Raw genomic sequence first — 24,750 nt, forward strand, 5'->3', positions numbered from 1 at the left:
CTCATCGTGGCAAAGGCGAGGCCTTGGCGCAAAAAGCCGTTCACCGTTCTGTGTGCCGGCTGGTTTCAGAGCCAGTCCGGTATGGAATCGAGACCGATGAGTTCCTCATAGGTCGTCCGCGGGCGCACCACGTGAAAGCGGTCGCCGCTGACAAGCACTTCCGGCACCAGCAGGCGGGTGTTGTAGGTTCCCGACTGAACCGCGCCATAGGCACCGGCCGTGCCGATGGCGATCAGGTCGCCGGGGGCTGGACGCGGCAGGTCGCGGTCAAGACCGAGATAGTCGCCGGTTTCGCAGACCGGGCCGACGACATCGCCGCGAATGCGCGGATGCGACGCTGATGGCTCCTTGACCGGACGGATCGTATGGAACGCGTCATAGAGCGTCGGGCGGATGAGGTCATTCATCGCCGCGTCGACGATGATGAAATTGCGCGCGTCGCCTTCCTTGACGAAGATCACTTCGCTGACCAGGATTCCGGCATTGCCGACGATCAGGCGGCCCGGCTCGAAAATGGTCTTGAGCCCGAGCGGCTTGATATGCCGGGAAACGATCGCCGCATAGGCGTCGGGCAGGGGCGGCGGATTGTTGTCGAAGTGATAGGGAATGCCGAGGCCGCCGCCGAGATCGACATGCTTGATATCGTGGCCGTCAGCCTTGAGGTCGCCGACGAGCTGGGCAAGCAGGGCGAAGGCATCGTCAAACGGCTCCAGATCGGTGATCTGGCTGCCGATATGCATGTCGATGCCGGACACCTTCAGGCCGGGCAGCCGCGCCGCGTGGGCGTAGACGGACCGTGCCTTGGCCAGCGGAATGCCGAACTTGTTCTCGGACTTGCCCGTGGAAATCTTCTTGTGGGTCTTGGCATCGACATCGGGATTGATGCGCAGGGACACCGGCGCAATCTTGCCCGCCGCCACGGCGCGGCTGGACAGGAGTTCCAGCTCCGGCTCGGATTCGACGTTGAAGCAATGAATGCCCGCTGCCAGGGCAAAGTCCATTTCGCCCGGCTTCTTGCCCACGCCGGAAAAGACGATCTTGCTTGCGGGAATTCCCGCGGCCAGGGCACGGCGCATCTCGCCTTCCGATACCACGTCGGCACCGGAGCCAAGACGCGCCAGGGTCCTCAGGACGGCCTGATTGGAATTGGCTTTCAAGGCGTAGCAGACCAGCGCATCCATTTCGGCAAAGGCCGCAGCAAAGACCTTGTAGTGCCGTTCGATGGTGGCCGTCGAATAGCAGTAGAAGGGGGTGCCGACCGCCCTGGCGATATCGGGAATGCTGACGTCCTCGGCATGGAGAACGCCGTCCTTGTAATCGAAATGATTCACGAAAAATCTGCCTAGATGATGGAGTCGAGGAAAAAGCGCTTGTCTTGAACGGGCGGTCTGGCCGGTTTCGGCTCGCCCGGTGCCGGTGCGGTCACCGATGCCGGCGGCAACTCGAGCGGGCCCTTGCGGCCGCAGGCCGACACCGCGCTGACGATTGCAACCGCCATCAGAATTGTCGTGAGGTAAGAACGGCTTGTCATCGATTTAGATCCTGTCGTCCGAAAGTATGTTGTCCTGTCTAACGCATGGAGGAACGCTTTGCATCCCCCATCGTCGGACTTACGATTTCGTGATGCGTTTTTGCCAGAACCTGATCTGCTTGCGCACCTGCTCCGGCGCCGTGCCGCCATAGGATTTGCGGCTGCGCACGGATTTGTCCACGGTGAGGTAGCCGAAGACGGCCTCGGTGATGCCGGGGTGAATGCCCTTGAGGTCATCCAGCGTCAGCTTGCCCAGTTCGCTCTTCTTCTCTTCCGCCAGCGCGACGGCGCGACCGGTGACATGGTGCGCCTCGCGGAAGGGCAGGCCAAGCTCGCGCACCAGCCAATCCGCCAGGTCGGTGGCGGTGGAATAGCCGGAACCGGCGGCCTTTTTCATGGCCGCGGTGTTGATCGTCATGTCGCCGACCATGCCGGTCATGGCGGCCAGGGCGAGCTCAAGGGTTTCGGCCGCATCGAACACGGCTTCCTTGTCTTCCTGCATGTCCTTGGAATAGGTCAGCGGCAGGCCCTTCATGACGGTCAGCAGGCCGACGAGCGAGCCGGTGATGCGGCCGGTCTTGGCGCGCACCAGCTCGGCGGCATCGGGGTTCTTCTTCTGCGGCATGATCGACGAGCCGGTGGAGAAGGAATCGGACAGGCGCACAAAGCCGAACTGCGGCGTCGACCAGATGACGATTTCCTCGGCCAGCCGGGAGAGATGCGTGGCGGCAATGGCGGCCATCGACAGGAATTCCAGGGCGTAGTCGCGGTCAGAGACACTGTCGAGCGAGTTGCGGGTGGGTTCGCGGAAGCCGAGTTCCTTCGCCGTCATGTGCCGGTCGATGGGAAAGCCGGTTCCCGCCAGCGCGGCGGCGCCGAGCGGCGATTCATCCATGCGCTCGATCGCGTCCTTTACCCTGCTGAGATCGCGGCCAAACATTTCCACATAGGCCATGCAGTGATGGCCGAAGGTGACGGGCTGCGCGGTCTGCAGATGGGTAAAGCCGGGCATGAGGGTTGCCGCATGTTCCTCGGCGCGCTTCAGGAAAGCCTCGATCAGCTTTTTCAGTGCGGTTGCCGTGCGCTGGAATTCCTCCTTGACCCACAGGCGGAAATCGACGGCAACCTGATCGTTGCGCGACCGCGCCGTGTGCAGGCGGCCTGCCGGCGCGCCGATCAGCTCAGCAAGGCGGGACTCGACATTCATGTGAATGTCTTCAAGTTTGCGTGAGAAAACGAACTTTCCGCTCTCGATCTCTGACAATATCGTGTTCAGGCCCTTTGCGATCTTGTCGTGGTCGTCCGCCGCGATTATGCCGGTTTTCGCAAGCATGGCAGCATGGGCAAGTGAACCGCGAATGTCCTGGGCATAGAGTTTCTGGTCAAACCCGATGGAAGCGTTGATTTCTTCCATGATGGCGGCCGGACCTGAGGCGAAACGGCCTCCCCACATTTCGTTGCTGTTTTTCTTGTCGGACATTGTAAGCCTTGGGTAAACCGGGGTGGATAGACGGAAAGTGTAAGATATGGACAACGGCAACGAAACACAGAAAACCACTTCAGGCGGCAGCAGGAAAATTATTGTTCTTGCCGCGCTCGCAGGCATAGTCGCCGGTGCGGTTGGGGTATACGTGATGGAGCGGCCTTCTGGCAATATTGTTGCCGGAACAAACACGACCGATCAATGCACTGCCAAGACCGACACGGCGAGGAAGATCGATGCCGCCGCCACGGGCGCCGTTGCGGCCATGCGCGGGGCTGAGAAGCCGCAATCCATGTCCGCACTGTCCTTCACCGGACCCGACGGCAAGCCGATGCGGCTGGCGGATTTCAAGGGCAAGACCGTCCTTGTCAATCTCTGGGCCACCTGGTGCGCGCCCTGCCGCGAAGAGATGCCAGCGCTCGATGCGCTGCAGACCAAGAAGGGCGGCGACAATTTTCAGGTCGTGACGATCAATATCGATACGGGCGACGACCAGAAGCCGAAAGGTTTCCTGGCGGATATCGGCGTGAAATCACTGGCGCTCTACCGCGATCCGACCATGGGTGTGTTCAATGAGCTCAAGCGCAAGAACCTGGCGTTCGGCCTGCCGGTGACGATGATCGTCGACAAGGAGGGCTGCCAGATTGCCGCCATGAACGGTCCGGCGCCGTGGGAAAGCGATGACGCCGTGCGTCTGATCGATGCCGCCATCGCGGCGCAGTGATTGCTTGCAATGCGGCGGGCCGTTGCCACGCCCGCTGTCGCGTCTGGCTGTTGAGAAGGTGGGAAAGACGGGCGGTCCATCGGGAGCGCTGAAGTCTTTGGTTGGTGTTGCGGTTGTTGCGATCCCTTGGACCACCCGCCCCGGCACCCGGTTTCGTCCAACATCGCATCATTGGACTGAACCTTCCCGGCCTGGGGGTCTCCCACAGGCCGAAACGCAGGTCCTTTCCCGACTTTCGAAAGTTTCCGGAAGCATTCCCGCCGGAAAGGACGAGTGGTAGGATAAGGGATGTTTTGGTGTGTTGGATAAGTCGGCAAGATTCTTTTGAATAGGTGGATAGCAGAGCCATTTTTGCGTGGTTCGACAAGCTCACCATGAGGGCGATGGAGGATTGCAGGGAGCCAATTTCTGCTAGATTGCCGCAAACTGCATGTTCCGATTAGCTTTGCAGCCAGCCCCTCTCCCTCATGGTGAGCTTGTCGAACCACGCGCCATGCATGTGCAAAAAACCCGCCGGGATTTTCATCCGCGGCGGGTTCATTGTTCATTCAATCCGAAGATCTGATTATTCCGGCTGACCGGCTGCCGCCTTGCGGGCCTTCTTGGCCTTGTACTTGTCGAAGCCGGAGGGATCGCCGGGCTTGCGCTCCTTGGGCTTCTTCACCTTTTCGGGTTTTTCCGCGGTCCAGCCTTCCGGCTTGGCCTTGGCGGGCTTGGCTGCCCAGTCGGCTTTCGACTTGTCGTCACGCGGGCGGTCGTCGCGGGCGCGGGGCGGCTTACGGTCGTCCCACTCGCGCTTTTCGCCAAAGCTCTTCTTCGGCTTGAAATCGCTGCGCGGGGAGGAGAAGCCTGCGGCCTCGCTGCGGGTGATGTTCACGCCTTTTTCGCCGGTGCCGTACTGCTTGATGCGGGCCAGAAACGCGTCGGCCTTGCTTGCAGTGATTTCGAAGCGGGTTTCGGTCTCGAGAATCTTGATCGAACCGACGTCGGTCTTGGTGATGTCGCCGGCCTTGCAGATCAGCGGCAGCAGCCAGCGCGGCTCGGCGCGCTGCTTGCGGCCGACGCTGAGCGAGAACCAGGCGCCGCTCTCGAACTGTTCGAAACGGTCCGAACGCGGCGCGCGCTCGGCGCGGTCACCCCGGTCGCCACGGCCGGGCCGGTCATCATAGCTGCCCTTGCGGATCGGCTCGAGAACGTGGGCTGGCGTGTTCGACAGTTCTTCGGGTGCAGGACGCGCGGCCATCTGCTGGCGCAGATAGGCAGCGGCAATCTGCTCGGCGGAATGCAGGCCGAGAAGCTCGCGGACATATTCGCCTTCCTCGTCGGTCATGACTTCGGTCAGTGACGGATCGTTGAGGATGCGGTCATGATTGCGCTTGTTGATGGCAGCGGCATCCGGCGGCGGCACCATCGTGGTGCTGAGCTTTGCCATCTGCAGCAGCCGCTCGGCCGAACGGCGGCGCGAAGCCGGCACGATCAGCACGCAGATGCCCTTGCGGCCTGCACGGCCGGTACGGCCACTGCGGTGCAGCAGCGTGTCCGGGTTGGTCGGCAGGTCAGCATGGATGACGAGATCGAGATTAGGCAGGTCGATGCCGCGTGCAGCCACGTCGGTGGCCACGCAAACGCGGGCACGGCCGTCGCGCATGGCCTGCAGCGCATTGGTGCGCTCGGCCTGGCTGAGCTCGCCGGAGAGCGAAACAACGGAAAAGCCGCGATTGGACAGGCGGCTGGTCAGATGCTTGACCGCTTCGCGGGTCGCACCGAAGACGATGGTGTTCTGGGCATCGTAAAACAGCAGCGCATTGATGATCGCATTTTCGCGCTCACGCGGCGCCACCGGCATGATGTGATATTCGATATCGCTGTGCTGGGACTTTTCGCTGGTCGCGGTGATGCGCACCGCATCGTTCTGGAACTGTTTTGCCAGCTGGGCAATCGGTTTCGGCACCGTGGCCGAGAACATCAGCGTGCGGCGGTCCTTCGGCGCTTCGCCGAGGATGAATTCGAGGTCTTCGCGGAAACCGAGGTCAAGCATTTCATCGGCTTCGTCAAGCACCACGGCGCGCAGTTCGGTCATGTCGAGCGAGCCGCGGGTGATGTGGTCGCGCAGACGGCCGGGCGTGCCGACAACGATATGGGCGCCGCCCTGCAATGCGCGGCGTTCCTTGGTCATGTCCATGCCGCCGACGCAGGAAGCGATGCGGGCGCCGGTCTTCTCATAGAGCCATTCCAGCTCGCGGCGCACCTGCAGGGCGAGCTCGCGGGTCGGGGCAATCACCAGCGCATAGGGTGCGCCGATCGAGGTGAAGCGGTCTTCGCCTTCAAGCAGGGTCGGTGCGATGGCAATGCCGAAGGCAACTGTCTTGCCGGAGCCGGTCTGGGCGGAGACGAGAAGATCCGCACCGTCCGCTTCCGGAGCAAGCACAGCTGTCTGCACCGGCGTCAGGGTCTCGTAACCACGGGCTGCCAATGCACCGGACAGCGCCGGGGCGATAGAATCGAAAATAGTCATTAATGAACTTTCAAGTACGTGTTTGGGCTGGTGTTTTCGGCTCGGCATATGTTGGGGCACGAGCGGCACGCATATAGCTTTGTTGCGCTCTCGTAGAGGTTATCGCTCATTTCGTCAATGGCAGGGCATGGGGAGCCAATGCAGGGGAGCCGTGCAAATTCGTTGTGGGTAGGCCGGGCAACCACGCGTCTTGCCCGTGCCCAAGCAATGTCAGACAGCAAATCCGGCCCGTTTCAGGCGGACGATGGCCAGATCCAGCGCGGAGAGAAAGCTCGAGCGGTCCTTGGGCGAAAATGGCCGCGGACCTCCGGTGATCTGGCCGGCCGAGCGCAGTTCGTCCATCAGGTTGCGCGTGGCCAGCGTGTTGCCGATGGAGGCCTCGGTGAACGCGCGGCCGGTCGGCGAGATGGCGTCGGCCCCTGCCTTCACGCAGCGGCTGGCCAGCGGAATGTCGGCTGTCACCACCACATCGCCGCGCGATACCCGTTCGGCGATCCAGTCATCGGCCGCATCGAAACCGTCGCTGACGATGACGCGTTCGATCATCGGATCGCGCGGAATGGTCATGAAGGAATTGGAAACAACGTAGACCTTGACGCCATAGCGCTCGGCAACGCGGTAAATCTCGGCTTTCACCGGACAGGCGTCGGCGTCGACATAGATGGCGATGGTTTTCTGCTCGTTCATGCTCAACCGAAGATGTGGAGGGCGGCCAGACCGACGGAGGCGGCCAGGCCGATGGCAAAGCCGATGGCGAGCGCGGCCACCAGAAAGCCGGTGCCAAGCCATGCGCCATCCTGTTCGCCGAGGCCGATGCTGAGCAGGATGATGCTGAGCGCCGGCAACTGATTGATGAGCGGAACAGGCAGCACAACGATGAGCGCCATGACCAGCGCTGCAAGGCTGACGATCCGCTCCATGACGACCTGCGGCAGCAGCCAGTAGCGCGGGCGGGCCAGCCGTTCGAAACGGATGAGCAGCGGTTCAAGCTTGCCGACAAAACGGCGATAGGTTTCAGTGCGCAGGGATTTCTTCCGCAGGAAGGCCGGAAACCACGGATTTTCCAGGCCGATCAGCATCTGCAGCGAAAGAAGGATCAGGGGAATGCCGAAGATCGTCGAAGACCCCGGCGGCAGCGGCACCAGATTGAGTGCTGCAAAGAGGATCAGCAGCGCGCCGAAGCTGCGTTCGGAAAGCGCGGACAGGATGTCGTCAAACGAAACCCTGTCCGCGTCTGTTTCACCGATCTTGACCAGAATGCTGGACAGACGCCGTTCCGCAGGGTCACCCAAGGGGTCCCAATGATACGGTTTTCCGTCAGCGTTCATTCGTCTTCTCCATCGATGCAATTATGCTTTCGTCGTTGTCTCGGCGATAGAGGGTGTCGAGGCAGGTTTTGCATCTATCGTTAATTCGGGTTCCGGCGCGTCGTTGCGTGTCTTCCAGAGCGAACTGAAAATGCCGGCGGCAAGGATGCCGAGCGTGATCGAGAGTGACCACATCGGCGGTATCTTTGCCAGCCCCAAAGCGTCAGCCACGAAAATCTTTCCGCCGATGAACACCAGTACGAGAGACAGTGCGTATTTCAGATAGACGAAGCGATGGATAAGGCTTGCGAGGGCGAAATACAGCGCACGCAGGCCAAGGATCGCGAAGATGTTCGAGGTGAAGACGATATAGGGATCGGTGGTGATGGCAAAAATGGCCGGGATGGAATCCACCGCGAAGATCACATCCGCCAGTTCCACCATGACGAGTGCCAGAAGCAGCGGGGTAATCCATGTCTTCGACTTGCCCGTATGCGGGTCGGTGCGCCGGATCATGAATTTCTGCCCGTGCAGCTCTTCGGTGACGCGGAAACGCTTGCGCATGAACTTGAAGACCGGATTGGCCGAGACGTCGAACTCGTCGTCGCCGGCCATGAGCATGCGGATGCCGGTGATGATCAGGAACGCGGCAAAGAGATAGAGGACCCACTCATATTGTTCGACAATGGCCGCACCCGCCGCGATCATGATGCCGCGAAGAATGACGACACCGAGAATGCCGTAGACGAGCACCCGGTGCTGATATTGCTTGGGAATGGCAAAATAGCCGAAAATCATGGCGATGACGAAAATATTGTCCATCGCCAGGCTTTTCTCGACGACGAAGCCGGTGAGGTACTGCATGCCGGACTCGCTGCCCAGCTCCCACCAGATGAAGCCGCCGAAGGCGACGCCGAGACTGATGTAGAACGCCGAGAGCAAAAGGCTCTGGCGCATGCCTATATCGTGATTTTTTCGGTTGAGAACGCCCAGGTCGAGGACGAGAAGCACAAGAACAAGGGCAAAAAAGCCAAGCCACATCCATAGGGGCTTGCCCATGGCATCAACAAACAGAAGCTCCATGTGAAAAATGATCCGCCGGCATCGGTTCCAGATTACAGCTCCGACATCACGAGAGAGCCGGTAACTCTCGCCAGAGGGGCCCGGTGCTGCAATTCTGCCTGAATTGGGGAGCGGCAGGGGTCAATGCAAGGGTTTGAATGAAATAAATAATCCGTGGCCGCCGTATTGAACGGCGCTTGGCGCCCTCAGCGGGTCGGAACAGGGTTCTCGCCGCGATAGTCGTAGAAGCCGCGCCCGGCCTTGCGTCCCAGCCAGCCGGCTTCGACATATTTGACCAGCAACGGGCAGGGGCGGTATTTCGAATCCGCGAGCCCATCATGCAGCACCTGCATGATCGACAGGCATGTGTCGAGGCCGATGAAATCGGCAAGCTGCAACGGGCCCATCGGGTGATTGGCGCCCAGTTTCATCGCCGTATCGATGGCTTCGACTGAACCCACGCCCTCGTAGAGCACGTAGATGGCTTCGTTGATCATCGGCAGCAGGATGCGGTTGACGATGAAGGCCGGGAAATCTTCGGAGACCGTAAGCGTCTTGTCGAGGCTGGTAACGAATTCGCGCGCGATCTCGAACGTGACGTTTTCCGTGGCAATGCCGCGAATCAGCTCGACCAGCTTCATCACTGGAACCGGATTCATGAAGTGGATGCCGATGAAGCGCTCCGGACGGTCCGTGGTGGCGGCAAGCCGCGTGATCGAGATGGAGGAGGTGTTGGTTGCGAGGATCGCTTCCGGATTGAGGTTGGGGCAGAGCTGGGCAAAAATCTTGCGCTTGACCGTTTCATCCTCTGTCGCGGCCTCGATGGCCAGATCGACACCGGCGAGGTCTTCGATACGCAGGGCCGGACGGATGCGCGACATGCCCTTGACACGCTCGGCTTCCTCAAGCTTGCCGTGGGAAACCTGCCGGGCCATGTTGCCGTTGACGGTGGCGATGGCCTTTTCCAGCTGGTCGGCTGACTGGTCATGGATCAAAACATCATATCCGGCCAGTGCACAGACGTGAGCGATTCCTCCGCCCATTTGTCCCGCACCAACAATGCCTACAGTTTTGATCGAGCCAGCCATGTTTCCATCCGTTTCTTTTCTTTGTAGCACCAAACTAAATGGCCGGGGTAGCGTTCGTCTACCCCGGCCATGCAGATTCATTTCAATCTTGCGATGAAATTCAAAGCGCTTTTTCGAGTTCCGGCAGAATGACGAAAAGATCGCCGACCAGGCCGTAATCGGCGACCTGGAAAATCGGTGCTTCCTCGTCCTTGTTGATGGCAACGATGACCTTGGAGTCCTTCATGCCGGCCAGATGCTGGATCGCACCCGAAATGCCGACGGCGATGTAGAGATCAGGGGCTACCACCTTGCCCGTCTGGCCAACCTGCCAGTCGTTCGGGGCGTAACCGGCATCGACGGCGGCGCGCGAGGCACCAACAGCCGCGCCGAGCTTGTCGGCCACGGGCAGGATGACTTCCTTGAACTTCTCGTTGGAGCCGAGGGCACGGCCGCCGGAGATGATGATCTTGGCCGAGGTCAGTTCCGGACGGTCGCCGCCGGAAAGCTTGGCTTCGATGAAGGTGGACAGGCCCGGATTGGCGGTGGCCGCAACAGTCTCGACCGGAGCCGAACCGCCTTCGCCGGCGGCCGCAAAGGTGGCGGTACGCACGGTGATGACGCGCTTGGCATCGGTTGCCTGGACGGTCTGCAGGGCATTGCCCGCATAGATCGGGCGCTTGAACGTATCGGGCGCAATGACCTCGATGATGTCCGAGATCTGCATGACGTCCAGCAGGGCGGCAACGCGCGGCAGGATGTTCTTGCCGTTGGTGGTTGCGGCGGCAATGATCGTGTCATAATTGCCGGCGATCGAAACGATCAGCGCCGCAGTGGCTTCCGCCAGGCGGTTGGCCAGATCGTCGCTGTCGGCGAGCAGGACCTTCTTGACACCGGCAAGCTTGGCGGCCTGGTCGGCAACACCCTTGGCGCCCTTGCCAGCAACCAGAACATGCACGTCGGAACCGATGGCGAGCGCTGCGGTCAATGCCTTGGCGGTCTGGTCGGAAAGGGTTTCATTATCGTGTTCGGCAAAAAGAAGAATAGCCATGGTAAATTCCTTTCCTGATCCTTAGAGAACGCCGGCTTCGTTCTTCAGCTTGCTGATGAGCTCGGCAACGTCCTTGACCTTGACGCCTGCCTTGCGGCCGCCCGGCTCCTCGGTCTTAAGAACCTTGAGGCGCGGCTTGGTGTCGACGCCGTAATCGGCTGCGGTCTTTTCATCCAGCGGCTTCTTCTTCGCCTTCATGATGTTCGGCAGCGAGGCATAGCGCGGCTGGTTGAGGCGCAGGTCCGTCGTGACGATGGCGGGCAGCTTGATTTCGATGGTCTGCAGGCCGCCGTCGACTTCGCGGGTAACCTTGGCGGTATCGCCGCCGAGTTCGACCTTGGAGGCGAAGGTGCCCTGGCTCCAGCCAAGCAAAGCGGACAGCATCTGGCCGGTCTGGTTGGCATCGTCGTCGATGGCCTGCTTGCCGAGAATGACCAGCTGCGGCTGTTCGGCTTCGACAATGCCCTTGAGGATCTTGGCAACGGCAAGCGGCTCGACGATGTCGTCGACCTTGACCAGAATGCCGCGGTCGGCACCCATGGCAAGCGCCGTGCGGATGGTTTCCTGCGCCTGTGCAGGTCCGATGGAGACAACGACCACTTCCTCGACCTTGCCGGCCTCTTTCAGGCGCAGCGCTTCCTCGACCGCGATTTCGTCGAACGGGTTCATCGACATCTTCACGTTGGCAAGCTCAACGCCGGAACCGTCGCCCTTAACCCTGATCTTCACATTGTAATCGACTACCCGCTTTACCGGTACGAGGACTTTCATGGGGACTCCCTCTCATAAGAACTGCAGACAGATTTAACTGCCGGGCAATGGCACCCGCTTGCCGGATGCCGACATTGAGGTGAAAAAAACGACACATTAGTGGAACGAATTTGACATTCGCATCCCGTTGGACATCACGCGAGAGATGCGAATGTCAAATTCACAAGTTCCACTACAAGCATACATTTGGCCGTGGTCCTTTGATTCTGACATTTGCTTGAACGGCCTGTATCAAAGGGGTGCAAATGTCAGAATCGGACCGCGGCTGTGTCAGGATCGTGCGGGACCGTAAATATGACTAACGTAAAGGTCAATCATCCAGTTTGCTGTTATTGGGGCTTAAACGATTGAAACTTGCGGGATCAACGGCCCCATCGGGGTGAAGGCGGTTCGGGTGGCGTTTGCGGCGGCTGCTTGTCGACGATAACGGCGCGCGGCGAGACAATCGCCCGGTCAAACAGCGGCACGCTGCGGCGTTTGAACGGGATGAGGAGCAGGGCGCCGGCAATGATGCCGCCGACATGGCCGGACCAGGAAATGCGGTCTTCGCCATGGGTGACGAGCATGACGAACTGGAGCCCGATCCAGAGGACGAGCGGATAGAGCGCGGGGATGCGCAGGGGTATCCGGCCGAAAGCCAGCACCCAAACCCGCACACGCGGATGCAGCATCAGATAGGCGGTGATCACGCCGGCAATGGCGGCCGATGCCCCGATCAGCGGCCCCTCGGAAGACGGATCGAGCGTACCGTGCAGGAAAGCGCCGGCGGCGGCGCAGAGCAGGTAGAAAATCAGGAACCTGATATGGCCCATGGCGTCTTCGACATTGTCACCGAAGACCCAGAGGAACAACATGTTGCCGCCCAAATGGAAGATATCGGCATGGAGGAAGGCGTAGGTGACATAGGTGAAAGCGGGCGGCACGAAATCATATCGCGGCGGCAGCACCGTCATATGGTGCGCCACCGACGGGATATAGCCAAAGCCGATGGAGGCGGTCTTTGAATCTGCCCCGGCAAGGCTCGTCAGGCCGAAGATGATGACATTGAGGGCAATCAGCGCCAGGGTGACATATTGCAGCTTGATGTATTTGAGGCTGTTGGCGTCGTAGAGTGGAATGAACATCGGCGCCGTTCCCCCGTTCAGCGGTTCTTACCGGGCACCCATAACACGTCCTTCGCGCCATTGTCATTGACGGCGCGCGCGGCGACGAAGAGAAAATCGGAAACGCGGTTGATGTATTTGAGTGCGGCTGGTGTGACGACCTCATCAGGCCTTTGCGCCAGCGCCACCATGTGCCGTTCGGCACGCCTTGCCACCGTGCGCGCCAGATGCAGGGCAGCGGAGGCTGCCGATCCGCCCGGCAGGACGAAGGAGCGCAGCGGCGCCAGCTTTTCATTCAACAGATCGATATCCGCCTCGATGCGCGCGACCTGGGTGTCGATCATGCGCAACGGTTCGTATGCGAGCTTTTCCCCGGTATCGGGTGTGGCCAGATCGGCGCCGAGATCGAACAGATCGTTCTGGATGCGGGCGAGCATGGCGTCGATTTCCGGAAACTGCTCCGCCGTATGCAGCCGCGCCAGTCCCACGCAGGCATTGGCTTCATCGACCGTGCCATAGGCTTCGACGCGCAGGTCGTGCTTCAGACGGCGCTCGCCGCTGCCGAGCCCGGTGGTGCCGTCATCGCCGGTCCTGGTGTAGATCCTGTTGAGCTTGACCATGGCCTATCCCGCGGTCAGCTGGCGGCGCGGTGAAAGTAAATCGCGCCGACGATGAGAATGATCGCCACCAGCTGCAGGAAAATGCGCAGCTGCATCATCTTGTTGGAAAAGTTGGCATCGCCGCCCTTCATCATGTTGCGCAAACCGATCAGAAGCACGACGGTGACGGCGGCAATGGCAACGACTGCCAGAAACTTGAAGATGATATCCATGGTTTTTCCTTTTCAGGCCGGAGCGCTTTCAGGACTGGCCGGCAAGCATGCGGTATAGCGCACGCGACGACAGAAATCTGCGGGCAAGAACCGCAAATTTCGCGGGGCGCGTGACGAGATAATGCGGTTTGGGATGCGGATTTTCCAGCGCATCCTTGAGCACGGCGTAGACCGCTTCCGGGCCAAGCTTGGAGCGGGACTTGGTGCCGCCCTGCGACAGGCGGGCGATCTGCTTCTGATAATCCGCCCGATGCACCGAATTCTCGACATCGATATATTTCTCGATCTGCTGCAGCGCATTGTATGTGAAGCGCGAGGCAATCGGTCCCGGCTCGATCAGCGACACGTGGATGCCGGAGCCTTCAAGCTCCATGCGCTGGACCAGCATCAGGCCTTCCAGAGCGAATTTCGACGCGACATAGGCCCCGCGCCACTTCATCGGCACGAGCCCGAGAATCGACGAGCAATGCACGATCCGCCCATGGCCCTGACGGCGCATCACCGGGACGATGTGCCGGGTCAGCTCATGCCAGCCGAAGAAATTGGCATCGAACTGTTCGCGCAAGCCTTCGATGGGCAGGTCTTCCACGGCGCCCGGCAACGCATAGGCGCCATTGTTGTAAAGCGCATCGAGTGTGCCGCCGGTCGCGGCGAGCACATTGTCAACGAGCGCCCGGATGGAATCCGGCTCGCGATAATCGAGATAATGGGCCGAAAGGCCGTCGGCTTGAAGCGCTGCGATATCCTCGGTTCGCCGCGCCGTGGCAAAGACCTGCCAGCCATCCGCCTTGAGGGCGCGGGCGCAATGGGCGCCGATGCCGCTGGAACATCCTGTGATCAAAATCGTTCTGGAACTGGTCATTCTTTTCCGATTGCTGCAAACCGAATGGTAAAATCAAAAAAAGACTTCACATATTCGCCCGCGCCTTGCAATGTCACGAGGGGTCGGACCCGCACTAAAGGGACAAACCATTTTCAATGCGTAGAGTATATGTTTTTCTCCGGCGGGTGACCTTCGACACATTGAGGCATTTCAGCACGGATGACGGCTGGGCTCTCGCCAGCCACGTGGCGCTGTCGGGCATCCTGGCGCTGTTTCCGTTTCTGATTTTCGCCACCTCGCTTGCCAGCTTTCTCGGCGCCAGCGCCTTTACCGATACGGCGGTGCATGTGGTGTTCGACACCTGGCCCGAGGTGATTGCCCGGCCGATTGCGCAGGAGGTGCGCAATGTTCTCAACGTCCAGCGTGGCGGGCTCCTGACCATCAGCGTGATCGCCGCCGCCTATTTTGCCTCCAACGGCATCGAAGCGCTGCGCATTGCACTCAACCGCGCCTACCGGGTGGTTGATACGCGCTCGATCATCTATTGCCGCCTGCAAAGCCTGGGCTATGTGATCGTGGCCACCGTCGGCATCATGGCCATCAGCTTTCTCCTGGTGCTGGCGCCGCTGGCGGTACGGATTGCCAGCAAATGGGTTCCCGAGCTTGACGTTCTGTCCGGCACCATCGGCTTCTGGCGCTACTGCATTGCCTCTGCCGTGCTGATCGTCGGGCTGCTGGTGGCGCATCTGTGGCTGCCGGCGGGGCGGCGCAAGCTCATCGATATCCTGCCGGGCATCCTCGTGACCCTGCTGGCGTGGATCGTCGGCGCATCGATTTTCGCGAGCTATCTCGAGACGTTCGCATCCTATGTGTCGACCTATGCAGGACTGGCCTCGATCATGGCGGCAATCGTCTTCCTCTATATCATCGCCGCAATTTTCATCATCGGCGCCGAGGTCAATGCCGCCATCATCCACTATCGCGAGGGCAGGGTCGCCAAGCGCTTCTGACCGGTCGACAGCGCGACACCGAGGGTTGCCACCACCATGCCGCACAGCTGGAACAGCGTCAGTGTTTCGCCGAAAAGCACATAGGCCATCAGGGCGGTCACGCCGGGTACCAGATAGAACAGCGAAGCAACCTTCGACACGGCGCCCTGATTGATCAGGACCATCAGCAGCAGCACTGCGCCGATCGACAGCACGAAGACCAGCCAGAACAGCGCGAAGCCGAGAGGCGCGGCCCAGATCACCGCGTGGGTTTCGAACAGCAGCGAAAAGATGCCGGTGAGCACGGCCGCGCCGAGATATTGCAGCGTCGTACCCGCCTTCAGGTCGATGGTGCCGACAAAGCGTTTCTGCCAAACGGTTCCAGCACTGATGGCCAGCACCGAAAGGATCGACGCGCCGACGGTTGCCGGCGTGATGCCATCGGCGGAAATCGACAGTTTTGGCCAGAGCACCATGGCGACGCCGACAAAGCCGACCGCCAGCCCGGCCCAATGACGCGGCTGGATTTTCTCGCCGAGAACGGCTCCGGCAATCAGCGCCGTGATCAGCGGCTGCAACCCGACCACCAGCGCCGACATACCAGCGGGCAAGCCTCGGTGGATCGCCCAGAACACAGCGCCGAGATAGACGCCGTGGATCAGGCAGCCGGCGATGATCGCGTGCATGGCGCCGCGCCCGCTCGGCCATTGGTTGCCGGCCAGCACGACCCAGGTGCCGAGAATGGCCCCGGCAATAACAAACCGGATCGTCAGGAACAGGAAAGGCTCCATGTAGGGCATGGCATAGCGGGCGCCGATGAAGCCGGTGGCCCACAGGAGGACGAACAGGGCGGGAAAATAACGGACGGGCATGATGGGGACCGGATCACGGGATGAGTTGTGATGCAGGTTTATACGAACGCCCGTGCTGCAGCCAGATGTTGTTTTAAGGTTGTGGTGTCAATCCGGCCAGGCCGATGATGTCCTCACGTGTCACCCCTGCCGCGCGCAAGGAGCGCAGTGAGGTATCCCTGCGGCTCTTGGACAGCTTTTGGCCGTCGTGATCGAGGATCAACCTGTGATGGTGATAGATCGGCGGTTGCAGTCCGAGAATGGTCTGCAGCAGGCGGTGGATGCCGGTGGCCTGGAACAGGTCCCTGCCGCGCACCACATGACTGACGCCCTGCAGCGCATCGTCAATGACGACGGAGAGGTGATAGCTGGTCGGCATGTCCTTGCGGGCGATGATGACATCGCCCCAATCCTGCGGCCGGGCTGCGATATCGGACCCGCCATCGGCCGTTTCATGCCATAACAAAGGTTCCCCCACATGCGCAAGCGCGCGGTCCATGTGGAGCCGCCATGAAAACGGCTGCCCGTCATCCATACGCCGCTGGCGCTCCCGTTTGGAAATCGTACGGTCGATTGCGGGATAGAGCGCCGCGCCGTCCGGATCGTGCGGCCATACCAGCCCCTTGGCCGTGGCTTTCTGCATTTCCCGTTTGATGTCGCCGCGGCTGAGGAAGGCGGGGTATACCAGGTCCATGCGGATGAGGCGGTCGAGCACATCGCGGTAGACGCCGAAATGCTCGGACTGGCGGCGCACCGGCGTTTCCCAGTCAAGTCCGAGCCAGTGCAGATCCTCCTGCATGGCGGCTTCGAGTTCGGGCGTGCAGCGTTCGCGGTCGATATCCTCCATGCGCAGCAGAAGCCGCCCGCCGGCCGCCTGCGCCATCTGCCGGTTGAGCAGGGCGGAATAGGCATGGCCGAGATGCAGGTGGCCATTGGGACTGGGAGCAAAGCGGAAAACCGGGACAGTCATGAACTGGGATTCTTGCGTGAGGACCTTGTCGATTGATACGGTGTTTGTTCCGAGATGAAAAGTGAACGGTTCCATGCGCAGAATAGACACGCTTGACGATGTTGCGGAAGGGCTGACGGCCCTCCTGGCGGCACACCCCGAACTGGCGGCGATTGCCGAGCGGGCAGGGCCGTTGCCGCTGCGGCGGCGGGCGCCGGGTTTCGAGAGCCTTGCCTCGGTCATCGTCTCGCAGCAGGTATCGAAGGCCAGTGCCGATTCGATCTGGAAGCGGCTGATCCAGCATGTCGATCCGCTGACCCCGGAAAACTACGTCAGGGCGGGGGAGGAGGCCTGGCGTCTGGCGGGTCTTTCGCGCGCCAAGCAGGCGACGCTGGCCCGGATCAGCGAGGCGATCATGGCCGGAGAGCTTGATCTGTTCGACCTGTGCGACCGCCCCATCGATGAAGCCATGACCGTCATGACCAATGTGAAGGGCATCGGGCCGTGGACGGCGGAAGTTTATCTCCTGTTTTCGGCCGGGCATGCGGATGTTTTCCCGTCCGGCGACGTTGCCCTGCAGCACGCCTATGCCCATGCCTATGCCGAATCAGTGAAACCTGATTCGAAATCCCTGCGCCTTTTGGCGGAGCGCTGGTCGCCGTGGAGGGGTGTCGCGGCCCGGCTTTTCTGGGCTTATTACGCCGCAACCCGTGGCCGGGATGGCACACCGGTTGGATGAAGTTGAAATAACGGGGTTTTTCGCAGCCTGAGATGCAATGGCGCTTCACATTCCTGTCACCTCGAGCTTACAATAATGGGGCCTGATGGTTGGACTGGGAGGTGATTCCTTGACAATAGCCGTCTCGCCGGACGGGTTACCGGCCCTGGTACTCAATGCGGACTACCGTCCGCTCAGTTATTATCCCTTGTCGCTGTGGTCCTGGCAGGACGCGATCAAGGCGGTCTTCCTTGACCGTGTGAATATCGTTGCCGAATACGAGTATGAGGTTTCCTCCCCCTCGTTCGCAATGCGGGTACCGAGCGTCGTTTCCCTCAAAACCTACATCAAGCCGTCGCGCACGCCTGCCTTTACGCGATTCAATGTTTTCCTGCGCGACCGGTTCGAATGCCAGTATTGCGGGTCGGAGGATGATCTGACCTTCGATCACGTGACGCCCCGTTGCGCCGGTGGTGCCACGATCTGGGAAAATGTCGTTGCAGCCTGTTCGCCCTGCAATCTGCGCAAGGGCGGCTTGATGCCGGACAAAGCCAAGATGTGGCCGCGGCAGAAGCCCTATGCCCCGACGGTGCATGACCTGCACAACAATGGCCGGCTGTTCCCGCCGAACCATCTGCATGAAAGCTGGATGGATTATCTCTACTGGGATGTCGAACTGGAGCCATAGGACCCCAGTTCCATTGTATCCGGCAAAGGCGGCGTCAGGCCGCCTTTTTTGCGCCGCGAAAGGCGATGAGCGCGAGGATCAGGCTGGCAATCGCATTCCAGCCGGCAAAGGACAGGCCAAGCACACGCAGGGCCGCCGTATCGCATGCGGGCGGATGGATCGCATTCATGTCATTCAGGAGGTTTCCAGCATTGGTGGTGATCGACATGCTGACCGCCGTGCAATCGGTCGGTCCCGGCCAGAACTTCCATTCGACACCGGAGTGGAACACCGCAAGGCCGAGCCCGATCAGCATCAGGATGCCGCCGAGCGCCAGAAGCATGCGCGTGAGAGCCGCAGGCCAGCGAAAGGCCGCCGCAAGCACGGCGAGTGCCATCAGCGGAATGCCCGCATAGTAGGGAAAGCGCTGCTCAAGGCACAATTTGCAGGGGAGATAGCCGCCGATATACTGGAAGCCAAGCGCCGAGCCCACGGTGACGATCATGGCAAGGAGCAGGAAAACCGCTGTCTTGAGATGCGGCGAAGAGCGGGTCGTCGTCATGATGGGTCTGACATCCTCATTCAGGTTGGATCGTTCAGGAGCTGTAATAGTGCAGTATGGCGTAAAGCAGGATCAGCACGGCCGCCGCCGCCGCCGCGATCAGGCCCAGGCGCTTTTCGATGAAATGGCGGATCGGTTCGCCGTAACGGCGCAAAAGCCAGGCGAGAAAGAAGAAGCGGGCGCCGCGTGTGATCACTGCGGAAACGATGAACAGCCAGATGTTGACGTTGGCCGCGCCGGACAGGATCGTTACGATCTTCATCGGCGGCAAATGGGCAAGGCCGGATGTGATCAGCAGCAGGAGGATCATGTCGGCGCTGGTCGAGCCGCGCATCTGCTCGAAGGCGTCGAGCTTGCCGTAGAATTCGAGCACGGGCTTGGCCAAGGCTTCATAGGCGTAATGGCCGAGAAACCATCCGGCGATACCGCCCAGCACCGAGAAGATCGTGGCAACAAGCGCGTAGCGGTAGGCGCGTTCAGGCCGTGCCAGCGCCATGGGCAGGTAGAGCACGTCGGCAGGAACGACGAAGACCGAGCTTTCGACAAAGGCAATGAACGCCAGCCAGACCTCAGCCGATTTGCGCGCGGCCAGTGACATTGTCCAATCATAAAGTCTGCGCAGCATGGCGTGATTCCTGTGGGTGTCGGTTCGATAAAGCTGGCGATCCTTACCCCATGCCCGGGAAAAACGGAATCGTTTCTATGGAAATTGTGTGCGGTTGACGATCTGGCATGCTGCGGCCGTGCTTTCCGGGCTGCAAATCGGCTGTAGCGGGCGGTGTCCGCCTTCGCAACACACAGACATGTTATCCCGGCAGAAAACGTTGGAATGGTGTTGACCGGCGTGGGGTCTGCCTGTATTTGGCTTTGACGGCTGTGGTTCGCCCGCGGCCGGTGCACATTGCGGCCCCCTTGGCGGAATTGGTAGACGCGCCTGACTCAAAATCAGGTTCCGAGAGGAGTGCTGGTTCGATTCCGGCAGGGGGCACCAACAAAGGCTTAAACAGCCAATCAGCAATTGATTTCATTAGACAATTCGTCCTTTTGGTACTGTCCGGGGTACTGACCAAGGACCAGAAATGAAGACGATTATCTTGAAATACATGACCCGAACGAAGACAGGTAGCTTCGAATATAGGCGGCAAGTGCCTAAGGAATTGCGGGATATTGTCGGCAAGTATGAATTTAAGAAGGTGCTTGGCCTTACTGAGACAGCGGCAATCAAGGCATGGCCGACGTATAATTCATGGGTAGAGCGGCAAATTGCCGATGCGAGAAAGCCGAAGACAGCAACCGCTGAGGCCATCAGCACAGCGAGAGAAGACTTTAGCGAAGCGCTTACCCGTCTCCAAAAGCTAGGCATTGACCCCACGGAACCTCTCTATAGGGAACCGGGTGAGCTTATTGAGGCTGACATAGTTGCTGAAAACTTCCAAGTCGCTGACAAGATCGACAGCTTGGCCGTTGGTATGTTGAACGGCAGCGGGAACGTTCGCCCACCGATGGCGACCTTCGAAGATGCAAAACGTCTTTACATCAAGGCAAAGGTTGAGGGGGAGGACAACGAGAAGATAAAGCTTCAACGGGTGGGCAGGGTTGCCGATTATATGCAGACGGCATTGGGTAAAGATTTGCCACTGGACAAACTGACCAGATCACACGCCCGTGAGGTCATAGCGCATATGCTTAGTTTGGGCATTAGTCCCGCCACGGTTCACCGTTACGCCAATGATATTCGGGCAATCATCAACTACGGCATTACCGAGTTTGAATTGGGGAATGTCGCTTTCAATCCATTCATAAAGATTGAAATTAAAGGCCTCAAGACGACAGGCAAGAGCGACCGCGATGAGAGGAACCCTTTCTCACCAAAGCAGCTTGAGCAGACCAGAGCGCGGGTTATAGAACATGCTGGTGCTGACCTTGGAATTATATGGCGCTTGCTAGAAGGAACCGGCGCGAGGCTTTCGGAGATAGCGGGCCTTGAGGTGCAAGATGTTGTCGTGGACGGCACGGCGACGCCCCACATTGACATACGTTTCAACGCTCTGAGGCGGCTCAAGAATAACGCAAGCGTCAGGAAAGTTCCTTTGGCAGGGGACGCACTGGCCGCGGCAACGGAAGCCTTGAGCGGTAAAGTCGATGGGCCATTGTTCAAGCGATATGGGCGGGACCGTGGTGGGGACGCTGCCTCAGCCGCCTTGATGAAATCCGTTCGGAAGATTGTCAGCGATAAGCGCGTTACCGTCCATTCCCTGCGGCACAACATGCAGGATCGAATGATCAAGGCCGGTGTCAGCGAACATGATCGAAAGTTGATCCTAGGTCACGCTATAAACGGCGAGGGTAATCGGTACGGTTCCGACGCGGCTCGATTGGAGGTCACAACAGCGGCCATGCGGTTGACCGTGGGCGTTACTCAGTAGCAGAGCAAGGAAAATCTTCCTCAATGCGGTCCGGCAATCTTCGAAACGGTTGTGTTTCGTCTCTAACCTTCGCCCTATCGAAACGTGTTCTTTACGCGTTTAGAAATGAGAACGTAGCAAATGCCGATGATACATATTGTCGTGTTGAAAATAGCCTTGACTAAGACCGGATAGATAACATGACGTTTGGTGGCATAATCGGACGAAAGCGAGGCCAATTCAAAGGCATTGTAGACATCCGATGCCCTTGAGATTAGTGCCAAGACCATAAGACCGACGAGTAGTTTCGGTGCCCTGCGGTCATTATCAAAGAGCAATTTCAGGCTCCAAGACCCCACAATCAGCCAAATCAAATTAATGAAAACGCCCACGATTATTTGTTGAACGATAAGAGCATATCCAACACCAAATCGTTGAGGCCCGATTTCCGACCTAAGAACAAGAGTGCCCCAACTAATCAAATCAAACCCCGATTTGACGACAGCATAAGAAAAGATAGCGATTACCGGAACCAACCACCCTCCAATCTTGAGGCGCGGGAGGGCCGGAGAAGATTGGGTCAACACTATTTCGTCTGTCAATTCGGCATTGCCCCTGTTCAACGCTTCCAAATGGTCGGGGTATCATGTCGCGGCTTTGCGTGAATTTGCAAGGCGGTTTGTCTCAGCCCATAAACCCTGCGCTCTTCAATACCGCACCCACTACAAACACGGTGAAACCAACGGCCACCCATATGCCAAGGTCAGTCCGTTCTTTCCAAATGACATAGATAAACCATGCAGCGATAGCCAACCCTAGGCAACCAGCGGCAATTTCGATGATATCAAATATCGTGTCCATTCAGCCCGCTATCACTTGGTTACCTTGGCTGTCCATAGCGTTGATTATGCTGGCATTAGTTGTCGAATGTTTTGCTGTAGAAATCTCAGGTGGTTTGATAATAGATAAAGCCGCCGCCAGAAATCCTCTGTAACCCCTCGGTTTCCTTTGGCGTGGATGATAGGTCGCGCTCTGTCCGTCGTAGATATCCACATGGTGTATCCAAGTCATGACAATGATGCTCTTGGACAAGACTTTTACATTTACTTTCGGGTAATCGCCCCTAAACTGCTTTTATTTCGTGGCGCTATTTTTACAAGTTTTGGGGGGATAGATTGGCATTCATTAGAGCGACCTGTCCGCGATGCGATACCGTCAATTCTACTTTCGAGGTGCGGGGACAGAATTATCTAGGTAAATATCAAAGCAATTGGCAACGTTCGTTTGAAGTATTCAGTGTTTGTGGGCACTGCCATAAAGCCATGATCCATCTTGTGGTGCAAACATCATATGCCTACGAGCATTTTTTTGCTAACGAACTCAATTGTCTTACGGCATTTGGCGGGTACATCAACGATATTGTTGATTACGAAGGTTACGTTAATTTATCAGATTTAGCGCAACAACAGCCACCCGAGCATCTCCCTGCTGATATCATCATTGCTTTTCAAGAGGCCGCCACGTGTCAAAGCGTGCAATGTTGGAACGCTTCCAGCGCGATGTATCGGGCCTGTCTAGATTTAGCCACGAAACCGCTAATGCCACCAGAAGGTGAAGAGCCTAATAGGAACATTCGGCGGTCCCTAGGTCTAAGGTTAAAGTGGCTGTTTGAAAACGGAAGGATGGCGAAATCTCTTGAGGAATTATCCCATTGTATTCAGCAGGACGGTAACGACGGTGTCCATGACGTCAATCTAACGCAAGCAGTAGTTGACGACATCGCTGATTTCACCGTTGAAGTGCTTCAGACACTCTACACTGTTCCGGCGCGGTTGAGACTTGCACAGGAGAGACGTGAGCAGCGTAGACAGACTAATGTCAGCTAGTGGTGCACAAAGAAGGCGTAGCAGGACCAAAATAGCTCATGCGGGTTGCCGAATGTTTTGCTGTAGAAATCTTAGGTGGCATCATGAGAAAAGACTGCTGGGATTTACCCCCGTGCCACCCGCCACTCCTTGCAGTAAACAATAGACCGCCCTTGCCGGAGTAGCGCGCCGCTTTCGACCGCGCCGTACGGGCCAAAGCTGACGAGGGGTCCGGCGCTGGGGTGGCCGCATGAGCGCCGCCAACATCTTCAAATTCAACACATCTCAAATCCGCGCAGTGGATATCAAGGGTGAACCTTGGTTCGTAGCTACTTATGTTTGTAAGGTCCTCGGCATGGCCAACCCAACAATGGCGCTGAGGCCTTTAGGTCATGACGAGAAATGCCTCAGTTCTTTTGAGACAGTTCGTGGCACCTACCAGATCAAACAGCTTCGCACGGATGAAAAGGGTATTACTGAAACTAACACCCTTGGCGGAAACCCTAACTCAAATTCAGGGTCAGAGACGGCTAAATCAGATTTAGGGTTAGCGAGCCGTGTGTGGACTGTCATACTAGGTACGAACCCCGGCAAGGCCATTCTCTTGACCACTTCAGTCACGCATTTGCTGACCATACGCCACGGTCACAACCACAACGGGGATCGCAGGACAACCGTTCTCTACGACCTCACCGGTAAGCCCGCCTGTACGACGCTCGCCGGACACTTGAACCGCCATGCTGTCGAGGCCTCGCTGCAATGGTTCCGCAACAACGATATCAACCGCAAGGGTAAATTAGCATGACAACGCGTAGCCCTGTCAGCATCTTCAAATTCAATACCTCTCAAATCCGTGTAGTCGATATCAAGGGTGTTCCTTGGTTCGTCGCGGCTGACGTTTGTAAGGTTCTCGGTATGACAAATACCACGGTGGCGATACAGCCCCTAAGTTCGGATGAGAAGGGACTAAGTTCAACTGAGACCCTTGGTGGAAACCAGCGGCTAAACACAGTTTCAGAAAGCGGCCTCTACAAGCTAATCTTGCGATCAAGAAAGCCGAACGCTGCGCCCTTCCAAGATTGGGTCACCCGCGTAGTCCTCCCGGCCATCCGTAAGGACGGCGGTTACATCCTAGGTGAGGAGAAGGTTGCCACTGGCGAAATGTTTGAATTTGCTAGCGCGTTGGTGTTCCTTGATGAAACCGACGCTTCCACACCCTGTTAATACGGATGGGGTGGCACGAGGATATCTTGTGGAACGCCTTGTCGATTTACGTTTTCTTTCGGTTAGCAAGCACGATTTCTGCCGTGCTTCGAATGTATGTCTGCTCCATACGCTGTTCAAATCGCAAATGCTGCTCATACGTGAGGGCAGGCTCAACGGTACTCATTGAGGCGCGTTTCTCTTGAGAGCACGATGGTTGAATAACCGTTGCTACTACAAGCGGATTTGTCGTCCCGTCATCATAGGTTTTT

At 58.7% G+C, this 24,750-nt stretch carries 28 protein-coding genes and 1 tRNA gene; 9 read left to right on the forward strand and 20 right to left on the reverse strand.

Annotation, left to right across the window (positions count from 1 at the left end; translation table 11 throughout):
- Positions 1 to 65 precede the first annotated feature (65 nt).
- From lysA to argH, 3 genes are all read right to left on the reverse strand, one after another.
- A complete protein-coding gene (lysA, locus tag ACP7B1_RS03225; RefSeq protein WP_346305781.1) occupies positions 66 to 1,331 on the reverse strand; it encodes a diaminopimelate decarboxylase in 1,266 nt (421 codons plus the stop codon).
- A gap of 11 nt (positions 1,332 to 1,342) precedes the next feature.
- Positions 1,343 to 1,531 carry an LPS translocon maturation chaperone LptM gene (gene lptM, locus ACP7B1_RS03230; protein ID WP_223613547.1) on the reverse strand — a complete coding sequence of 63 codons (189 nt, stop codon included), beginning with the start codon at positions 1,529 to 1,531 and terminating at the stop codon, positions 1,343 to 1,345.
- Between the two features lie 79 nt (positions 1,532 to 1,610).
- Complete coding sequence (gene argH, locus ACP7B1_RS03235; RefSeq protein WP_223613546.1) at positions 1,611 to 3,011, reverse strand: argininosuccinate lyase; 1,401 nt, start codon at positions 3,009 to 3,011, stop codon at positions 1,611 to 1,613.
- Positions 3,012 to 3,057: 46 nt separating this feature from the next.
- Here argH and tlpA point away from each other — a divergent pair, with 46 nt between their 5' ends.
- Positions 3,058 to 3,738 carry a thiol:disulfide interchange protein TlpA gene (gene tlpA, locus ACP7B1_RS03240; protein WP_223613545.1) on the forward strand — a complete coding sequence of 227 codons (681 nt, stop codon included), beginning with the start codon at positions 3,058 to 3,060 and terminating at the stop codon, positions 3,736 to 3,738.
- A 565-nt stretch (positions 3,739 to 4,303) separates the two neighbouring features.
- On the opposite strand, the gene ACP7B1_RS03245 is transcribed toward tlpA, so the two are convergent.
- The 11 genes from ACP7B1_RS03245 to ACP7B1_RS03295 form a co-directional block, all read right to left on the reverse strand.
- The gene (locus ACP7B1_RS03245) at positions 4,304 to 6,253 is read right to left on the reverse strand and encodes a DEAD/DEAH box helicase (RefSeq protein ID WP_346305047.1); all 1,950 of its coding nucleotides are present in this window, start codon (positions 6,251 to 6,253) and stop codon (positions 4,304 to 4,306) included.
- 210 nt (positions 6,254 to 6,463) lie between these two features.
- Entirely contained in the window at positions 6,464 to 6,940 is a 477-nt protein-coding gene (locus ACP7B1_RS03250; RefSeq protein WP_346305046.1) for a YaiI/YqxD family protein, read from the reverse strand.
- A 2-nt stretch (positions 6,941 to 6,942) separates the two neighbouring features.
- A complete protein-coding gene (locus ACP7B1_RS03255; protein ID WP_223613542.1) occupies positions 6,943 to 7,581 on the reverse strand; it encodes an exopolysaccharide biosynthesis protein in 639 nt (212 codons plus the stop codon).
- 21 nt (positions 7,582 to 7,602) lie between these two features.
- Positions 7,603 to 8,643 (reverse strand): TerC family protein, encoded by a 1,041-nt coding sequence (locus ACP7B1_RS03260; RefSeq protein WP_346305045.1) that lies wholly within the window; start codon positions 8,641 to 8,643, stop codon positions 7,603 to 7,605.
- A gap of 185 nt (positions 8,644 to 8,828) precedes the next feature.
- Entirely contained in the window at positions 8,829 to 9,710 is an 882-nt protein-coding gene (locus ACP7B1_RS03265; RefSeq protein ID WP_223613540.1) for a 3-hydroxybutyryl-CoA dehydrogenase, read from the reverse strand.
- A 100-nt stretch (positions 9,711 to 9,810) separates the two neighbouring features.
- Complete coding sequence (locus ACP7B1_RS03270; protein WP_426136462.1) at positions 9,811 to 10,740, reverse strand: electron transfer flavoprotein subunit alpha/FixB family protein; 930 nt, start codon at positions 10,738 to 10,740, stop codon at positions 9,811 to 9,813.
- A 21-nt stretch (positions 10,741 to 10,761) separates the two neighbouring features.
- Complete coding sequence (locus ACP7B1_RS03275) at positions 10,762 to 11,511, reverse strand: electron transfer flavoprotein subunit beta/FixA family protein (protein ID WP_346308220.1); 750 nt, start codon at positions 11,509 to 11,511, stop codon at positions 10,762 to 10,764.
- A gap of 362 nt (positions 11,512 to 11,873) precedes the next feature.
- On the reverse strand, positions 11,874 to 12,635 hold the full coding sequence (locus tag ACP7B1_RS03280; RefSeq protein WP_223613537.1) for a rhomboid family intramembrane serine protease: 762 nt from the start codon (positions 12,633 to 12,635) through the stop codon (positions 11,874 to 11,876).
- Between the two features lie 17 nt (positions 12,636 to 12,652).
- On the reverse strand, positions 12,653 to 13,234 hold the full coding sequence (locus ACP7B1_RS03285; protein ID WP_346308219.1) for a cob(I)yrinic acid a,c-diamide adenosyltransferase: 582 nt from the start codon (positions 13,232 to 13,234) through the stop codon (positions 12,653 to 12,655).
- Between the two features lie 14 nt (positions 13,235 to 13,248).
- Positions 13,249 to 13,446 carry a twin transmembrane helix small protein gene (locus ACP7B1_RS03290; protein WP_105734544.1) on the reverse strand — a complete coding sequence of 66 codons (198 nt, stop codon included), beginning with the start codon at positions 13,444 to 13,446 and terminating at the stop codon, positions 13,249 to 13,251.
- Between the two features lie 28 nt (positions 13,447 to 13,474).
- Positions 13,475 to 14,308 carry an SDR family oxidoreductase gene (locus tag ACP7B1_RS03295; RefSeq protein WP_346308218.1) on the reverse strand — a complete coding sequence of 278 codons (834 nt, stop codon included), beginning with the start codon at positions 14,306 to 14,308 and terminating at the stop codon, positions 13,475 to 13,477.
- A 116-nt stretch (positions 14,309 to 14,424) separates the two neighbouring features.
- Between ACP7B1_RS03295 and ACP7B1_RS03300 the strand changes: the two genes are divergently transcribed.
- Positions 14,425 to 15,279, forward strand: coding sequence for a YihY/virulence factor BrkB family protein (locus tag ACP7B1_RS03300; RefSeq protein WP_223613534.1), 855 nt, complete (start codon positions 14,425 to 14,427; stop codon positions 15,277 to 15,279).
- Here ACP7B1_RS03300 and ACP7B1_RS03305 read toward each other — a convergent pair.
- Positions 15,246 to 16,130 carry a DMT family transporter gene (locus ACP7B1_RS03305; RefSeq protein ID WP_346308217.1) on the reverse strand — a complete coding sequence of 295 codons (885 nt, stop codon included), beginning with the start codon at positions 16,128 to 16,130 and terminating at the stop codon, positions 15,246 to 15,248. The two genes, ACP7B1_RS03300 and ACP7B1_RS03305, sit on opposite strands and share 34 nt — an antisense overlap.
- 73 nt (positions 16,131 to 16,203) lie before the next feature.
- Positions 16,204 to 17,079, reverse strand: a complete 876-nt coding sequence (gluQRS, locus tag ACP7B1_RS03310; RefSeq protein ID WP_346308216.1) for a tRNA glutamyl-Q(34) synthetase GluQRS — start codon at positions 17,077 to 17,079, stop codon at positions 16,204 to 16,206.
- A gap of 73 nt (positions 17,080 to 17,152) precedes the next feature.
- Here gluQRS and ACP7B1_RS03315 point away from each other — a divergent pair, with 73 nt between their 5' ends.
- Complete coding sequence (locus tag ACP7B1_RS03315; RefSeq protein ID WP_346308215.1) at positions 17,153 to 17,797, forward strand: DNA-3-methyladenine glycosylase; 645 nt, start codon at positions 17,153 to 17,155, stop codon at positions 17,795 to 17,797.
- A 109-nt stretch (positions 17,798 to 17,906) separates the two neighbouring features.
- A complete protein-coding gene (locus ACP7B1_RS03320) occupies positions 17,907 to 18,464 on the forward strand; it encodes an HNH endonuclease (RefSeq protein WP_346308214.1) in 558 nt (185 codons plus the stop codon).
- A gap of 34 nt (positions 18,465 to 18,498) precedes the next feature.
- Here the strand turns inward: ACP7B1_RS03320 and ACP7B1_RS03325 are convergent, their stop codons facing one another.
- Positions 18,499 to 19,005: a disulfide bond formation protein B gene (locus ACP7B1_RS03325; protein WP_346308213.1), complete on the reverse strand. Its 507-nt coding sequence runs from the start codon at positions 19,003 to 19,005 to the stop codon at positions 18,499 to 18,501.
- A gap of 34 nt (positions 19,006 to 19,039) precedes the next feature.
- On the reverse strand, positions 19,040 to 19,630 hold the full coding sequence (locus ACP7B1_RS03330; RefSeq protein WP_105734551.1) for a YqaA family protein: 591 nt from the start codon (positions 19,628 to 19,630) through the stop codon (positions 19,040 to 19,042).
- 281 nt (positions 19,631 to 19,911) lie between these two features.
- On the opposite strand from ACP7B1_RS03330, the gene ACP7B1_RS03335 reads away from it, so the two are divergent.
- Positions 19,912 to 19,996: transfer RNA gene (locus ACP7B1_RS03335), tRNA-Leu, on the forward strand.
- Positions 19,997 to 20,084: 88 nt separating this feature from the next.
- The gene (locus ACP7B1_RS03340; RefSeq protein ID WP_346308212.1) at positions 20,085 to 21,431 is read left to right on the forward strand and encodes a tyrosine-type recombinase/integrase; all 1,347 of its coding nucleotides are present in this window, start codon (positions 20,085 to 20,087) and stop codon (positions 21,429 to 21,431) included.
- Positions 21,432 to 21,505: 74 nt separating this feature from the next.
- Here ACP7B1_RS03340 and ACP7B1_RS03345 read toward each other — a convergent pair whose 3' ends face one another.
- Complete coding sequence (locus ACP7B1_RS03345) at positions 21,506 to 22,012, reverse strand: DUF2569 family protein (protein WP_346308211.1); 507 nt, start codon at positions 22,010 to 22,012, stop codon at positions 21,506 to 21,508.
- A gap of 82 nt (positions 22,013 to 22,094) precedes the next feature.
- Complete coding sequence (locus ACP7B1_RS03350) at positions 22,095 to 22,271, reverse strand: hypothetical protein (RefSeq protein ID WP_346308210.1); 177 nt, start codon at positions 22,269 to 22,271, stop codon at positions 22,095 to 22,097.
- Positions 22,272 to 22,585: 314 nt separating this feature from the next.
- Here ACP7B1_RS03350 and ACP7B1_RS03355 point away from each other — a divergent pair, with 314 nt between their 5' ends.
- From ACP7B1_RS03355 to ACP7B1_RS03365, 3 genes are all read left to right on the forward strand, one after another.
- Positions 22,586 to 23,296: a DUF4145 domain-containing protein gene (locus ACP7B1_RS03355; RefSeq protein WP_346308209.1), complete on the forward strand. Its 711-nt coding sequence runs from the start codon at positions 22,586 to 22,588 to the stop codon at positions 23,294 to 23,296.
- Positions 23,297 to 23,525: 229 nt separating this feature from the next.
- A complete protein-coding gene (locus ACP7B1_RS03360) occupies positions 23,526 to 24,080 on the forward strand; it encodes a BRO-N domain-containing protein (RefSeq protein ID WP_346308208.1) in 555 nt (184 codons plus the stop codon).
- Positions 24,077 to 24,499 carry a BRO-N domain-containing protein gene (locus ACP7B1_RS03365; protein WP_229490863.1) on the forward strand — a complete coding sequence of 141 codons (423 nt, stop codon included), beginning with the start codon at positions 24,077 to 24,079 and terminating at the stop codon, positions 24,497 to 24,499. Before ACP7B1_RS03360 ends, ACP7B1_RS03365 begins: the two co-directional genes overlap by 4 nt.
- The last annotated feature ends 251 nt before the right edge of the window (positions 24,500 to 24,750 follow it).

The sequence above is a fragment of the Phyllobacterium sp. SL163 genome (genome assembly GCF_049896885.1).
Classification (GTDB): Bacteria; Pseudomonadota; Alphaproteobacteria; order Rhizobiales; family Rhizobiaceae; genus Phyllobacterium; species Phyllobacterium calauticae.

What these genes read in the sequence shown, in the direction of transcription:
- lptM (WP_223613547.1), bottom strand. Translation starts at nt 1,531, where the DNA reads ATGACAAGCCGTTCTTACCTCACGACAATTCTGATGGCGGTTGCAATC.
- argH (WP_223613546.1), bottom strand. Translation starts at nt 3,011, where the DNA reads ATGTCCGACAAGAAAAACAGCAACGAAATGTGGGGAGGCCGTTTCGCC.
- tlpA (WP_223613545.1), top strand. Translation starts at nt 3,058, where the DNA reads ATGGACAACGGCAACGAAACACAGAAAACCACTTCAGGCGGCAGCAGG.
- ACP7B1_RS03245 (WP_346305047.1), bottom strand. Translation starts at nt 6,253, where the DNA reads ATGACTATTTTCGATTCTATCGCCCCGGCGCTGTCCGGTGCATTGGCA.
- ACP7B1_RS03250 (WP_346305046.1), bottom strand. Translation starts at nt 6,940, where the DNA reads ATGAACGAGCAGAAAACCATCGCCATCTATGTCGACGCCGACGCCTGT.
- ACP7B1_RS03255 (WP_223613542.1), bottom strand. Translation starts at nt 7,581, where the DNA reads ATGAACGCTGACGGAAAACCGTATCATTGGGACCCCTTGGGTGACCCT.
- ACP7B1_RS03260 (WP_346305045.1), bottom strand. Translation starts at nt 8,643, where the DNA reads ATGGAGCTTCTGTTTGTTGATGCCATGGGCAAGCCCCTATGGATGTGG.
- ACP7B1_RS03265 (WP_223613540.1), bottom strand. Translation starts at nt 9,710, where the DNA reads ATGGCTGGCTCGATCAAAACTGTAGGCATTGTTGGTGCGGGACAAATG.
- ACP7B1_RS03270 (WP_426136462.1), bottom strand. Translation starts at nt 10,740, where the DNA reads ATGGCTATTCTTCTTTTTGCCGAACACGATAATGAAACCCTTTCCGAC.
- ACP7B1_RS03275 (WP_346308220.1), bottom strand. Translation starts at nt 11,511, where the DNA reads ATGAAAGTCCTCGTACCGGTAAAGCGGGTAGTCGATTACAATGTGAAG.
- ACP7B1_RS03280 (WP_223613537.1), bottom strand. Translation starts at nt 12,635, where the DNA reads ATGTTCATTCCACTCTACGACGCCAACAGCCTCAAATACATCAAGCTG.
- ACP7B1_RS03285 (WP_346308219.1), bottom strand. Translation starts at nt 13,234, where the DNA reads ATGGTCAAGCTCAACAGGATCTACACCAGGACCGGCGATGACGGCACC.
- ACP7B1_RS03290 (WP_105734544.1), bottom strand. Translation starts at nt 13,446, where the DNA reads ATGGATATCATCTTCAAGTTTCTGGCAGTCGTTGCCATTGCCGCCGTC.
- ACP7B1_RS03295 (WP_346308218.1), bottom strand. Translation starts at nt 14,308, where the DNA reads ATGACCAGTTCCAGAACGATTTTGATCACAGGATGTTCCAGCGGCATC.
- ACP7B1_RS03300 (WP_223613534.1), top strand. Translation starts at nt 14,425, where the DNA reads ATGCGTAGAGTATATGTTTTTCTCCGGCGGGTGACCTTCGACACATTG.
- ACP7B1_RS03305 (WP_346308217.1), bottom strand. Translation starts at nt 16,130, where the DNA reads ATGCCCGTCCGTTATTTTCCCGCCCTGTTCGTCCTCCTGTGGGCCACC.
- gluQRS (WP_346308216.1), bottom strand. Translation starts at nt 17,079, where the DNA reads ATGACTGTCCCGGTTTTCCGCTTTGCTCCCAGTCCCAATGGCCACCTG.
- ACP7B1_RS03315 (WP_346308215.1), top strand. Translation starts at nt 17,153, where the DNA reads ATGCGCAGAATAGACACGCTTGACGATGTTGCGGAAGGGCTGACGGCC.
- ACP7B1_RS03325 (WP_346308213.1), bottom strand. Translation starts at nt 19,005, where the DNA reads ATGACGACGACCCGCTCTTCGCCGCATCTCAAGACAGCGGTTTTCCTG.
- ACP7B1_RS03330 (WP_105734551.1), bottom strand. Translation starts at nt 19,630, where the DNA reads ATGCTGCGCAGACTTTATGATTGGACAATGTCACTGGCCGCGCGCAAA.
- ACP7B1_RS03340 (WP_346308212.1), top strand. Translation starts at nt 20,085, where the DNA reads ATGAAGACGATTATCTTGAAATACATGACCCGAACGAAGACAGGTAGC.
- ACP7B1_RS03350 (WP_346308210.1), bottom strand. Translation starts at nt 22,271, where the DNA reads ATGGACACGATATTTGATATCATCGAAATTGCCGCTGGTTGCCTAGGG.
- ACP7B1_RS03360 (WP_346308208.1), top strand. Translation starts at nt 23,526, where the DNA reads ATGAGCGCCGCCAACATCTTCAAATTCAACACATCTCAAATCCGCGCA.
- ACP7B1_RS03365 (WP_229490863.1), top strand. Translation starts at nt 24,077, where the DNA reads ATGACAACGCGTAGCCCTGTCAGCATCTTCAAATTCAATACCTCTCAA.